Raw genomic sequence first — 12,423 nt, forward strand, 5'->3', positions numbered from 1 at the left:
GTATGTGGTTGCTCGCGCCCGCGCGGCGGAGCCGCATGTCGATACAGCCCCGCGCCCCTAGGCGGGCTGCACTACAGCACCCTGGAAGCGCCGACCGGCATGTCCCACAGGTTTTCCCGGTCCAGTCCCGCCTTCTCCCAAGCCGCGCGCACGCGTGTCAGCGGCTCCAGGACCGGTTCCGCCGACAGCACGAACGTCGCCCAGTGCATCGGTGCCATCCGGCGCGCCCCCAGGTCCTGGGCCGCTCGGACCGCCTCCTCCGGGTCGCAGTGGACGTCGCTCAGCCACCAGCGGGGGTCGTAGGCGCCGATGGGGAGCAGGGCGAGGTCGATGCCGGGGTAGCGCTCGCCGATGCGGGTGAACCAGTGGCCGTAGCCGGTGTCGCCCGCGAAGTACACGCGCCGGCCGTCCGGGGCGGTGAGCACCCAGCCGCCCCACAGGCTGCGGCAGGTGTCGACGAGGGTGCGCTTGGACCAGTGGTGGGCGGGGACGAAGTCGAAGCGGACGCCGGACAGTTCGGCCGCCTCCCACCAGTCCAGCTCGGTGACCTGCGTGAACCGGCGGCGACGGAACCAGGCGGCGAGACCGGCCGGTACGAACACGGGGGTGTCGCGCGGGAGTAGGCGCAGGGTGGGAGCGTCCAGATGGTCGTAGTGGTTGTGGCTGATGACGACCGCGTCGACGCGCGGGAGGGCGCCCCAGGCGATGCCGACGGGGGTGATCCGGGCCGGGGTGCCGAGAATGCGGCGTGACCAGACGGGGTCGGTGAGGACGGTCAGTCCGCCGATCCGCACGACCCAACTGGCGTGCCCCGCCCAGGAGACGGCGACGGTGTCCGCGTCCACGCGGGGCACCGGGCCAGGCTCGAAGGGCAGCCGGGCGATGTCGGCGAGGCCCTCCCGCCCGGGGCGTACGGAGCCCTCGCGGGCGAAGCGGGCGAGGGTCTTGAAGCCGGGCAGCGGGGCGGTGAGCCGGTCGTGGAAGGTCCGCGGCCACACCCGGCGTTCGCCCAGCGGACGGGGTGCGGGGAGCGGCGGGAACGGGGACGCGAAGGGTGACGGGTTTGCCGGAGCGCCGGCGTCCCGGGTGGGCCTGCGCGGTGTGGTCGACGTGGGTGACTCGGACTGCTGCGTCATCGAGGAGGCTCCCATCGCTGAGCTTCGTCACGGAGGTCGTCGAAGACCGACTTCAAGTGGATCAACGCGCGGTGCACGTGCGGCAGTTCCAGCGGCGAGGGTGAAGTCACGCATTGCGCTCGTTCCTCGTCCGTGCCGGCCAGCAGCGGTCCGGTGGACAGCCGTACGCGCAGCGCGCCGAGGTCGTCGCCGAAGCGGTGCCCGCCCGGCGCGGGCATGCCGAGCCGGGCGGCGAGGAAGTCCTCCAGGTCCTGCGCGTCCCCCACGCCGTGCGCGGACAGCCCGGCGCGCAGCGGGCCGAGGTCGACGTACAGGTGCCGCCCGGCCTGCGGGGGCCGCGCCACGGCGCCCGCTCCCACCGCGGCGGTGTGCGCGGCGGCGGCCACGCGCGCGTGCAGGCGTACGGCGGCGGTGATCCGTGTGGTAACCGGCTCGGGCTCCTCCAGCGCGTACCCGGCGGCGTGGGCGACCGGCCCGGCGACCCGGGCGCCGAGCGCGGTGAGCACGTCGAGCACGCGCGCGTGGAGGCCGTTCCCGGCGCCGTCCGCGGGGAACCGGGCGACCGCGGCCGGCCAGCCCGGCGGGAGGTGGGCGCCGGCCAGGTCGGTGACGACGGTGACCTGCTCGGGCAGCATCTCGGCGGGGCTGAGCAGCACGGTGTCGTGCGGGGCGTGCACCGTGTCGCGCCAGGTCTCGTCGCTGACCAGGTGCAACCCCTCGTCGGTGGCGGCTTCCAAGGTCTCGTGCAGTGCCTCGGGCGGGGCCACGGTGGCGGTGGGGTCGTCGGCGACGGACAGCACGAGCAGCCGCGGGTCACCGCCCTCGGCACGGACCCGGCGGACGGTCTCCAGGAGGGCGTACGGATCCGGCACACCGCCGCTCTCGGCCGGTGTCGCCACATGGAAGACGGGTCTGCCCAGCAGTCGTGCGTACGGCGCCCACCAGGCGGCACAGGGCCGGGGCACCAGGACGTCGCCGCCGAGCGCGGCGGTCAGCGCGAGCAGCAGGGCGGGCGCCCCGGGAGCGGCCACCGCCTGCTCGGGCCGGGTCGGCAGCCCACGCCGGTCCCAGTATCCGCACGCGGCCTCCAGGAGTGCGGCGCCGCCCCCGACGGGCTCGCTCTCGGCCCTGCCGGCGGCCGCGGCGAGGACGGCGGCCAGCTCGGGCAGCACGGGCAGCCCGTCGCCCGGGTGCGGCGGTCCGTAGCGGACGGGGCCGTGGCCTTCGGGGTCCGTCGGGCGCATGGTGCCTCCGCGCTGTGCCTGGTGCCTCAGTGAGTACCCATCGTGCCGCCGTCCCATGGGCGCCCGCAGAGGTTGCGCCCGTCACAGCGTCGGCGTGCGTCAGTCCTCCGTGGTGGGCGCCTTGCGGCGCAGTCGGTACACCGCGCCGCCGGCCGCGCCCGCGATCAGGAGACCGCCGGCGACCAGCGCGGGGACGGAGTCGGTGAAGGTGCCGCCCGAGCCGGCCCGCACACCGTGGTGGCTCGCCTCGTCGGCGCAGTCGGCCTCGGCGTTGTCGGGTTCGGCCATGTCAGGTGCGGCCTTGTCGGGTTCGGCCATGTCGGGTTCGGCTCTGTCCGAACGGGGATCGGCGCAGTGTTGACCGCCGCCGCCCGTGCCGCCGCTGCCACCCTCCATCCCGCCCTGGCCGCCGTCGTGGCCGCCCTCGATGCCGCCCTCGTGGCCCCCGTCGTCGCCGCCCTGGCCGCCGTCGTGGCCCCCCTCCATGCCAACCTGGCCACCGTCCGAGCCGCCCATGCCTCCGTCCTTGCCGCCCTCTTTTCCTCCGTCCTTGCCTCCGTCCTTGCCGCCGGTGTCGAGGGCCACCGTCAACGTCGCGCTCCACTCCTTGCCCTCCCCTCCGGGCGCCGCCGGGCAGGTGCCGTCCACTGTCCATGCGGAGTCCGATCCGACCGCGTCGGGGTCGCCCTCGAAGTTCCCGGCCGGGGGGATGCGGGCGGTGCCGCTGTAGGCGGGCCCGGCGCTCTTCTCGTCGTTGCCGGAGACCCGTTTCAGCTCGACGGTGCCCTCCTCGAAGGCTTGCGAGGTGGCGTCGAGGGTGGCGGGCGCGGTCCCGCCGATCGGGTCGCAGGAGACCGAGATGGTGACGCTGCCGCCCGGGGAGACGCTGCCGGGGCTGACCTCCGCGGTCGGTTCCGCGAAGACGGCCGAGGCGGCGAAGCCCAGGACGACACCGGCCAGAGCGGCGACGGACAGGGCGCGGACGGTGCGGCGCATGGGGTGAGCTCCTTCGGCCGACGGCTGCGGGGGTACGGCGGTCGTGCCCCCAGCCATGACAGCCCGCCCGGCGGCCGGGCGCGCGCGGCCGGGCACCATTCGCGGGACGGAGCACGGCCGAGCGGGTGACATCCCCGTCAGTTCAGCAGCGTCAGTTCAGCAGCGCCGCCAAGTCGCGCTCCAGGCCGCGGCCCCGTCGGCTGACGACCCCGGCCGCGACGTCCGAGAGCTTGCGGTTGGTGCCCTGGGAGATGCGGCGCAGTACGCCGAAGGCGTCGTCGGCGTCACAGCCGAGGACGTGCATGACGATGCCGCAGGCCTGGTCGACGACGGGCCGGGTGCGCAGGGCGGTGTCGAGCTGGTCGAGCTCGGTGAGCGCGGCGCGGTAGGAGCGGTCGCGGACCAGGCAGCTGGCCGCGAAGTCGCCGAGAGCGTGCACGGGGCCGTGGGCGACGTCCTCCAGGGCGCCCGGCCGGAAGCTGTAGAGACTGAGCGTCACCGTCAGCACGGAACGGCGGAACGGGAGCGTGACACTGGAGCGCACGCCCGAGTCGAGCGCCATGGCGCGGTAGTCCGGCCAGCGCTCGTCGCGCAACAGGTCGGCCGAGTCGACAGGCTCGCCGCGTTCCAGGGCGGCCGGAATGGGTCCGTCCCCGGAGCGGAGCTGCACGGCGACGAGTCCGGCGAGGTCGGGATGGGTGACGGCGGCGGGCCGCTCGGCTCCCGCCTCGGCGACGACGCTGCTCGCTCCGCAGCAGTCGGTGGTGCAGCGCACGGCCTGTTCGACCAGCTCGGACAACCGGCGCCCCGGAAGGGCGGCTTCGGCGGACTCGTGTCCCCAGTGACCCACTGGGTGGTGAGCGGACATCCTCAACTCCTCCTATCTTTCTGCGCGTTCCCGGACCCGCGCGGGAAAAACAGCGGAGGAACAGGCAGAACCTGTGGGCGCCCCGCCGTCCCGGAGCACGTCACCACGAGCTAGGTTCGTCCCTATGGCGAAGACCGACGAATTCGGTGAAGAGCTCGCGGATTTCGTGCGCCGCGTCGCGGAACTCAAGGCGGCGCGGTCCGTGTCGGAAGGGGACCTGCCGACGGTACTGGACGCGGCCATCTTCGAACTCGACCATGTCGCCGACCAGTTGTGGCCGTGGTACGAGCGGCTGTCCTCGTCGGGACCGCCCCGCACGACGTCCGCCGACCGCCAGGAGCAGCATCTGCTCCGGGCCGTGTTCCAGCGGTTTCCGCTCCCCGTGGCGCTGGTGGACCGGGAGGCGGTGGTGCGGCGGCTGAACTTCGCGGCGACGTCCTTCACGGGTGTCCGGGCGGGCTATGCGACGGGCCGGCCGCTGACCGGGTTGCTCGCCCATGCCGACCGGGCCGCCTTCCGTTCCCAGGCTGCGGCCGTGGCCCGCGGTGAGGGCGACCGCAGCCTCACCGTGCGCCTCCAGCAGCGCCCGTCCGTGCCGGTCCACGCGACCCTGACCGCCGTCCGCCCCAGCGGGGAACCGCACACCACCGTGCTGGTGGTGCTACAGCCGGGGGACCTCAGCGCGTCCGAGTCCGCAGGCGTGACCGAAAGCCCGACGACCCAGGTCTCCGACCTCACCGAGGCGACCCGGCACGCGGCCCTGATGGACGTCCTGGACGAGATGACCACGACCCTCCTGACCGCACCGCGCGGCGACCGCGAGGCGGTCGTCCGGGAGGCGGCCCGGGTCCTCCATGGCCGCCTCGCCGACTGGGTGATCGCCGACACGGGCACGGACGGCCTGTCCCGTACGACGGTGCTGGCCCCCTCGGAGAAGGAGGCGAAGACGCTGTCGTCCCAGTCCCCGGCCACCTGCCCCCTCGTCGTGGAGACGGCCCGCTCGGCCTCCCCCGCCCTGCAGGTCCGTCCCCCGGACCCGGACGCCTTCGGCCGCGATCCCGAGGGCGCCCCCGTCCTCGTACAGGCGAACGTCACGTCACTGCTGTGCGTGCCTGTCGTGGTCGGGGGCGCCGTGGAAGGCGTCCTGACACTGTTCAGATGCGGAGCCCGCCTCGCCTTCTCGATGGCGGAGGCAAAGGCGCTGGACACGATGTCCCGCCACATATCACTGGCGGCGACAGCAACCCCCTGAAGGGGCGCGAAACCCGCCCCTCAACCCACGTCGCTCAGAACCTGCTCCCGTACCCGGCTGCAGCACCGGCTGATCAGCCGGGACACATGCATCTGCGAGATGCCGAGCTGCTCGGCGATCCGGCTCTGCGTCATGTCCCCGAAGAACCGCATGTACAGAATCGCCCGCTCACGCTCGGGCAGCGCCGCCAGCCGAGGCGCGACCGCCTCACGGTCCACGACCGTGTCCAAGGCGGGATCGGCGGAGCCCAGCGCGTCGCTGAGCGAGTACCCGTCGTCGCTGCCGGGCAGCTCCGCGTCCAGCGACAGGGCGGTGAAACTCTCCAGTGCCTCAAGGCCGACCTTGACGTCGGCCTCGCTCATGTCCGCGTGCGCGGCGATCTCGGCGACCGTCGGACGGCGACCGGACACGGTCTGCAGGTCCTGGACGGCGAACCGGACGCGGTTACGCAGGTCCTGCACCCGGCGCGGCACATGCAGCGTCCACATGTGGTCGCGGAAGTGCCGCTTGATCTCGCCGGTGATGGTGGGCACGGCATAGCTCTCGAAGGCGTTGCCGCGTTCGGGGTCGTACCGGTCGACGGCCTTGACCAGTCCGAGGGCGGCGACCTGGCGCAGGTCGTCGAAGCTCTCGCCGCGGCTGCGGAACCGTCCGGCGAGCCGGTCGGCCATGGGGAGCCATGCCTCGACGATCCTCTCGCGGACGGTGTCGCGCTGCTGCCCCTCGGGCAGGGTGGCGAGCTTGCGGAAGTCCTCCGCGGTATCGGGGGCGTCGTCGTGCGGGTGGTGCTTCGCGCTCACTGAAGTGGGCATCGTGCGTCGCAACTCCCTTGGTTGTGCTCTGGCTTGGACGGTCACCATGGGAGTGCGGGCGCGTACCGGAGCGGGACACACCCGTGGCGGGGAATCCCCGCTCCCACGGACGTGCCTCCTGTCCGAAGCACTGATTCTTCGCCTGCCCCCGCCCCCGGGCCGCAAACCCCCGGGCAGGTTTTCCACCGTCCGGCAGGGTCACTCGGAGCGGAGCCGCACAGTCCCCCACCGGACCCGGGAGGTCCCGCATGAGCACCAAGGTCGCCGACCATGTCCTGCAGCGCCTTCGCGAGTGGGGTGTGGAGCACGTCTTCGGCTATCCCGGCGACGGCATCAACGGCCTGCTCGCCGCCTGGGGCCGCGCCGAGAACAAGCCCCGCTTCATCCAGTCCCGGCACGAGGAGATGTCCGCGTTCCAGGCGGTCGGTTACGCCAAGTTCAGCGGCCGTCTCGGGGTGTGCGCGGCGACGTCCGGACCGGGCGCGATCCATCTCCTGAACGGCCTGTACGACGCCAAGCTCGACCATGTCCCCGTCCTGGCCGTCGTGGGCCAGACGCACCGCACCGCGATGGGCGGCTCGTACCAGCAGGAGGTGGATCTGCACACCCTGTTCAAGGACGTCGCCTCGGACTTCGTGGAGACGGTGACGGTCCCCGAGCAGCTGCCGAACGTCCTGGACCGGGCGATCCGCACCGCGTACGCGCGCCGTGCGCCCACGGCGATCATCATCCCCGGCGACGTGCAGGAGCTCGACTACTCGCCGCCCACGCACGAGTTCAAGATGGTGCCCTCCAGCCTGGACCGCAGCGGTTGGACGTCGATCCCCTCGGACGACTCGATCCGCCGGGCGGCCGAGATCCTCAACGCCGGTGACAAGGTGGCGATCCTGGTCGGTCAGGGCGCGTCCGGCGCGCGGGCCGAGGTGGAGCGGATCGCCGAACTGCTCGGCGCCGGCGTGGCCAAGGCCCTGCTCGGCAAGGACGCGCTGAGCGACGAACTACCGTATGTCACCGGCTCGATCGGCCTGCTGGGCACCCGCCCCTCGTACGAGCTGATGCGCGACTGCGACACCCTGCTGACCATCGGGTCCTCCTTCCCGTACACGCAGTTCCTGCCGGACTTCGGCGAGGCGCGGGGGGTGCAGATCGACATCGATCCGCACATGGTCGGGATGCGGTATCCGTACGAGGTGAACCTGGTCGGCGACGCGAAGGCGACGCTGGAGCGGCTGATCCCGCTGATCAGGTCCGAGGAGCGCGGCCGTGAGTGGTACGACACGGTGTGCGACAACGTGGCGCGCTGGAGTGAGGTGATGGAGCGGCGGGCGAACCAGTCCGCCGACCCCATCAACCCGGAGTACGTCGCCCGCACCCTGGCCCCGCTGCTCCCCGACAACGCGATCGTCTCCTCCGACTCGGGCTCGGCGGCCAACTGGTACGCCCGCCACCTGACGATGCGGCCGGGCATGCGCGGGTCGCTCTCCGGGACCCTCGCGACGATGGGCTGCGGTGTGCCGTACGCGATCGGCGCCAAGTTCGCCCACCCGGACCGTCCGGCGATCGCGCTGGTCGGCGACGGCGCGATGCAGATGAACGGCCTCGCGGAGCTGATCACGGCGGCGAAGTACAAGGACCTGTGGGAGGACCCGCGCCTGGTCGTGGCCGTGCTGAACAACCATGACCTCAACCAGGTCACCTGGGAGATGCGCGCCATGGAGGGCGCCCCGTCCTTCCTGCCTTCCCAGGAGCTTCCGGACGTGCAGTACGCCGCCTTCGCCCGCAGCCTCGGCCTGACGGGCATCCGCGTCGAGAAGCCCGAGGACGTCGAGGCCGGCTGGCGGGCGGGCCTGGAGGCGGACGGCCCCGCGGTCATCGAGTTCCTCACCGACCCCGCCGTACCCCCGATCCCGCCGCACGCCACCTGGGAGCAGATGGAGGCCACGGCCTCGTCGATCCTGAAGGGGGACGCGGATCGCGGGTCGATGATCAGGCAGGGGTTCAAGGCGAAGGTGCAGGAGTTCCTGCCGGGGCGGGAGAAGAAGGGCCACTGAACTGTTGAACGGCACTGAAGAGTTCAGTTGCGCACGACACAGTTCAGTGGTCAGTTCAGTAGCGCGGTGAACTGTTCAGTGCCGTACCTACTCGACTGGTGGGTACAGCGCTCGGCCGAACTCCTCCGCATAGCCACGACCCCGCCGGCTTCAAGATGAACAGGGGTGAGGATGACCGCCGACCGGGCATACGATGCTCATTCTCCTCGGTGATGTCACGCACGGAAGCAGTCGTCAAGTCCCGTCGCATTCTGGCTAATTGGGTCGGACGTTCACTGCAGGCCGAGTGGCCCGGCCGGTTCGGCGAGTGCGGGCACGAGCTTGTCGGGTGACGTCAGTACCTGCAGCGGTACGTGATCCGCGCCCGCATCGAGGTGCTGTTTCGCCCTCGCCGCGACGGCATCGGCGGTGCCGTGGGCCACGACTGCGTCCACGAGGCGGTCACTGCCGGGCTTGGCGAGGTCTTCGTCGCTGAACCCCATCCGTTTCCAGTTGGCGAGGGCGTTCTTCAGGCTGAGGTACATCTCGAGCGTCTGGCGACCGATGGCGCGCGCCTCCTCGGTGTCGCCGGCCAACACCACCTTGTGCTCCGGTGCGAGGAACGCGTCGGGCCCGATGGTGGGGCCGGGCTGTCGCACACGGCAAAGGCGGGCAGGAGGCGTCCGTTCGGTAGTGGCCGGCCACCACCCTGGAGATGCCCTGCCTACCTGCGCTGACTCGTGTCCTGAGAACAACAGTCATCGCAGGTAGCAGGGCATCTCTAAGGTGGATTCAGGCTCAGTGGGCCATCACGGGCTCGCCCTCGGACGGCTCCAGAGCCCGATTCGGAATCAGGAACGCCGCGATCACCGCACCGGCCACGAAGATCCCGGAGTCCCACGCCAGGGTGGCCGTGTAGCCCTCGACCCCGGCCTGCGCCGCGGCCAGCGCGCTGGGCTTGTGCGAAGTCAGGTAGTCGGTCGTGGCCGACGAGGCGACGGTGGTCAGCAGCGCCGTACTGATCGAGCCGCCCACCTGCTGACCGGTGTTGATCAGCGCCGAGGCGACGCCCGTGTCATCGCGGTGCAGGCCTGAGGTCGCCCCCTGGAACGCGGTGGTCATCACCCCGCCGAGGCCGAGACCCAGCAGGATCATGCCGGGCATGATGTGGGTGGCGTAGGTCTGTCCAACTCGACGCGGAGAGCGAGAACCTGCGTATCACCCGCAAGACCCTCCTCACCCTCCCGCTGCCCTCACCCGCCACCGCCCCGACATCCCGGACCACCCCGCCTACCAGCAGATCCTCACCGCCCTGGCAGACGCAGGCCGACCGATGCGCGCCCGCGACCTCTGCCAGGCCTTCGACCTGCCGATCCTCCCGAAGCACACCGAAGGCATCCGCTCCAAACTGAAACGCCTGCTCAGCCGGGGCATCCTCATCGAAGCCGAACCCGGCTTGTTCGCCCGCCCCGACGCCTGAGAGCCACCCCCCACCCGCGACCAGCGATCCTTCCCCAACCTCAACCACGAAGCTAACAAGAGCTCACGTTCCGCACTCTCAGGCTGAGGACTCCGGTGTGGCGTCATGTTCTGCTCCGGAGCGCTCAGTGGTTCGGGGCAACCGCCGGTTCGCGCAGGCGAGCGTTGTTCTGCAGCGCCCACCGCATGGTCCGCGGTGGGCGCCCGAGCAGGGTTTCCAGTTGGTCGGAGAGGACGTCGTACCGCCCGCCGGCGATCAGCCTGGCCTGGATCCTCAGGTGCGCCGCCACGTGCCGGGCCGCAGCCGGGTCGCCCAGGGCCTCCTGCAGGAGGGTCTCGTCTATGAAGGTCTCGTTCCAGGCCTCCACTTCCTCAGGGATGTAGGTGACCTGGCGTCCCAGCGCGGCTGCGTAGTCCTCAGCGAACCCGTACATGTCCTTCAGCTCCGGGCCGGTGAGCGCGTAGGACTTCGAGATGTGCGGTGCGGGGTCGACCAGTATCTTCACGCACACCTCTGCCAGGTCGTGAACGGCGATGGGCGCGAGCCGCTGGTTGCCGTAGGGCAGGCGCAGTTCACCGTTGCTCAGCGGGCCCAGTTGCATCCAGGTCAGGTGGGGGGACTCGGCGAACGTGGTCGCACGTACGTTGACGGTCGGGAGGCCGGACCAGTCCAGCACCTGCTCGCAGACCCAGTGCGCCCGCTGCTGCGGTGACCAGTCCGTGACCAGTCCGCCGAGCCAGGAACGCCGCTCCTCATCCGGTGTGGTCATCTTCTCGAGCGTCATGTACGACTGCTCGTAGTTGGACAGGTGCACGAAGGCCTCGATGTCGCCCTGGGCTCGCGCCGCCGCGGCCATCAAGGTGAGGGCATCGGCGTAGTACGGCTGCGCGCTCATGCTGAAGTAGATGCGCCGGACACCCTTCAGTGCGGCGGCCACGTCCGCGAGTTTGAGCAAGTCGCCGACGAAGACCTCGGCCCCGGCCTCGCGCAGCGACTGCGCGCGTTCGTCGTCCCGTCGCACGAACGCGCGCACCGGGTGGCCCTGTTCGAGCAGCATGTCGACCATCACCCTGCTCACGCCACCGACTTGGCCGCCGGCGCCGGTGATCAGAATGGGATTGCGTTCCGTCATTGCTGTGTCCTCCATCTGGTTGGGGTGGTCGGCCGTTCAGAAAGCCGAGGAGGGTGGCGTTGACCTCGGCGCGACGCTCCTGCTGCCTGCTTGGTGGGCATGACTGAAAATCGTCTGGTATCTGATTGGTTTCCTCACCGGTGAAGGTGAGGAGGGCGGGTGGCGGGCTGGGATCTCAGGGCTTGGAGATCATGGTGTGGCCGCTTTGGGGCTTGCCTCGGCGATCGCTTGGAGGGCTGCGTCGGTGTCCGCGATGGCCAGCATCCTGTTGATGTCGGCGCCGGCCAGTGCGCCGGCCGCTGCGGAGGCCCCGACCTGGGCGACCAGATCGGTGACGTTGCCGGCCACCCACACACCCGGCACCTCGGTGGTCCCGGCCGTGCCGGAGGCGAAACCGCGGCCCTTCGGCAGGTCCAGCACCGGCAGGCCCAGACCCTCCAGACCCTTAGTGCGGGCCTGCATCGGCGCGGCGACCGCGACGACGCGGCGGGCCACGACCTGGCCGTCGGCCAGGCGCACCCCGGCGAGGGCACCGTCGGCGTCGTTGACGACCTCGGTGACCGGGGTGTCGACGATGCGGATGCCGCGGGCGGCGAAGCGGGCGCGGCTGTCCTCGTCCAGGTCGGTGCCGTGGGTGAAGTAGGTCAGGTCCTCGGTCAGCTGACGGAACAGATACGCGTGGTCGATGGAGGCCTCGCCGGTGGCGAGGATACCGATGGGCTCGTCGCGCACCTCCCAGCCGTGGCAGTACGGGCAGTGCACCACACTGTGCCCCCAGTGCTCGGCGAGCCCGGGCACCTGGGGCAGCACATCCGTGAGGCCGGTGGCCACCAGGATGCGGCGAGCGGTGATGTGGCGGCCGTCGGCCAGGGTGACGGTGAACCGCAGGTCCCCGTCCGCCGACGGGGCGGCAGGCTCGGCCGAGACCACCTCGCCGGACACGACGCGTCCGCCGTACTGGCGCACCTGCTCCCGGCCCCGTCGAAGGATCTCGGACGGCGGGGTGCCGTCCAGGGCGAGGAGGCCGTGCACGGCCTCCGCGGGCGCGTTGCGCGGGGAGCCGCTGTCGATCACGACGACCGAGCGGCGGGAACGGGCGAGGATCAGTGCACCGTTCAGCCCCGCGGCGCCCCCGCCGATCACCACCGCGTCAACGGTCCCCTCGGCCAGTGCGTCGCTCACGTACGGAGGAGTCGCCACAGCCATGGCCTCCTGCCTTTCCTTGTCAGTCATGGTTCGGTCAGCCCTTCGAGTTCTGGGTGGTTGGAGGGGGGTCAGCTGTTCAGGAAGCCCACCATGTGGTCGGCGACCGTCTTGGGCTGTTCGAGGTGCGGGAAGTGCCCCGCCGGGTATGACGATCCGTTCGCCGAGGCCGGTGAGGTGTTCCGACAGGAGCCGACGGAGTCGGTGCCCGGCGCCCCGGCGGACGCTCCCCCCGGCGACCCGGCGGACGCGTCCCCGGCCATCCAGTGG

The 12,423-nt window shown here is 71.4% G+C and carries 13 protein-coding genes; 3 read left to right on the forward strand and 10 right to left on the reverse strand.

Annotated elements, in window-relative coordinates; all coding sequences use genetic code 11:
• Positions 1–71 precede the first annotated feature (71 nt).
• The 4 genes from ADK36_RS13255 to ADK36_RS13270 all read right to left on the reverse strand — a co-directional run bounded on the left by ADK36_RS13255 (position 72) and on the right by ADK36_RS13270 (position 4,244).
• Positions 72–1,136, reverse strand: a complete 1,065-nt coding sequence (locus ADK36_RS13255) for an MBL fold metallo-hydrolase (RefSeq protein WP_053197772.1) — start codon at positions 1,134–1,136, stop codon at positions 72–74.
• Positions 1,133–2,380, reverse strand: coding sequence for an aminotransferase class I/II-fold pyridoxal phosphate-dependent enzyme (locus ADK36_RS13260; RefSeq protein ID WP_048579397.1), 1,248 nt, complete (start codon positions 2,378–2,380; stop codon positions 1,133–1,135). Before ADK36_RS13260 ends, ADK36_RS13255 begins: the two co-directional genes overlap by 4 nt.
• Before the next feature lie 99 nt (positions 2,381–2,479).
• On the reverse strand, positions 2,480–3,376 hold the full coding sequence (locus tag ADK36_RS13265) for a hypothetical protein (protein WP_053197586.1): 897 nt from the start codon (positions 3,374–3,376) through the stop codon (positions 2,480–2,482).
• A 151-nt stretch (positions 3,377–3,527) separates the two neighbouring features.
• On the reverse strand, positions 3,528–4,244 hold the full coding sequence (locus tag ADK36_RS13270) for an ANTAR domain-containing response regulator (RefSeq protein WP_053197588.1): 717 nt from the start codon (positions 4,242–4,244) through the stop codon (positions 3,528–3,530).
• A gap of 124 nt (positions 4,245–4,368) precedes the next feature.
• Here ADK36_RS13270 and ADK36_RS13275 point away from each other — a divergent pair, with 124 nt between their 5' ends.
• A complete protein-coding gene (locus ADK36_RS13275; protein WP_053197590.1) occupies positions 4,369–5,496 on the forward strand; it encodes a GAF domain-containing protein in 1,128 nt (375 codons plus the stop codon).
• Positions 5,497–5,516: 20 nt separating this feature from the next.
• Here ADK36_RS13275 and ADK36_RS13280 read toward each other — a convergent pair whose 3' ends face one another.
• Positions 5,517–6,308, reverse strand: a complete 792-nt coding sequence (locus ADK36_RS13280) for an RNA polymerase sigma factor SigF (RefSeq protein WP_048579401.1) — start codon at positions 6,306–6,308, stop codon at positions 5,517–5,519.
• Between the two features lie 248 nt (positions 6,309–6,556).
• On the opposite strand from ADK36_RS13280, the gene ADK36_RS13285 reads away from it, so the two are divergent.
• The gene (locus tag ADK36_RS13285; protein WP_048579402.1) at positions 6,557–8,359 is read left to right on the forward strand and encodes a thiamine pyrophosphate-requiring protein; all 1,803 of its coding nucleotides are present in this window, start codon (positions 6,557–6,559) and stop codon (positions 8,357–8,359) included.
• A gap of 272 nt (positions 8,360–8,631) precedes the next feature.
• Here the strand turns inward: ADK36_RS13285 and ADK36_RS13290 are convergent, their stop codons facing one another.
• Both ADK36_RS13290 and ADK36_RS13295 read right to left on the reverse strand, forming a co-directional pair.
• Positions 8,632–8,997, reverse strand: a complete 366-nt coding sequence (locus ADK36_RS13290; RefSeq protein ID WP_199830160.1) for a hypothetical protein — start codon at positions 8,995–8,997, stop codon at positions 8,632–8,634.
• 139 nt (positions 8,998–9,136) lie between these two features.
• Positions 9,137–9,493 carry a hypothetical protein gene (locus ADK36_RS13295; RefSeq protein ID WP_234329754.1) on the reverse strand — a complete coding sequence of 119 codons (357 nt, stop codon included), beginning with the start codon at positions 9,491–9,493 and terminating at the stop codon, positions 9,137–9,139.
• Between the two features lie 178 nt (positions 9,494–9,671).
• On the opposite strand from ADK36_RS13295, the gene ADK36_RS48795 reads away from it, so the two are divergent.
• The gene (locus ADK36_RS48795; RefSeq protein WP_159029074.1) at positions 9,672–9,818 is read left to right on the forward strand and encodes a hypothetical protein; all 147 of its coding nucleotides are present in this window, start codon (positions 9,672–9,674) and stop codon (positions 9,816–9,818) included.
• 124 nt (positions 9,819–9,942) lie between these two features.
• Here the strand turns inward: ADK36_RS48795 and ADK36_RS13300 are convergent, their stop codons facing one another.
• The 3 genes from ADK36_RS13300 to ADK36_RS13310 all read right to left on the reverse strand — a co-directional run bounded on the left by ADK36_RS13300 (position 9,943) and on the right by ADK36_RS13310 (position 12,416).
• Entirely contained in the window at positions 9,943–10,950 is a 1,008-nt protein-coding gene (locus tag ADK36_RS13300; protein WP_199830161.1) for an NAD(P)H-binding protein, read from the reverse strand.
• Positions 10,951–11,139: 189 nt separating this feature from the next.
• Positions 11,140–12,156: an NAD(P)/FAD-dependent oxidoreductase gene (locus ADK36_RS13305; RefSeq protein ID WP_048579404.1), complete on the reverse strand. Its 1,017-nt coding sequence runs from the start codon at positions 12,154–12,156 to the stop codon at positions 11,140–11,142.
• A 68-nt stretch (positions 12,157–12,224) separates the two neighbouring features.
• The gene (locus tag ADK36_RS13310) at positions 12,225–12,416 is read right to left on the reverse strand and encodes a hypothetical protein (RefSeq protein ID WP_048579405.1); all 192 of its coding nucleotides are present in this window, start codon (positions 12,414–12,416) and stop codon (positions 12,225–12,227) included.
• Between the last annotated feature and the right edge of the window lie 7 nt (positions 12,417–12,423).

This window comes from Streptomyces viridochromogenes (assembly GCF_001270495.1).
Taxonomy (GTDB): Bacteria; Actinomycetota; Actinomycetes; order Streptomycetales; family Streptomycetaceae; genus Streptomyces; species Streptomyces viridochromogenes_A.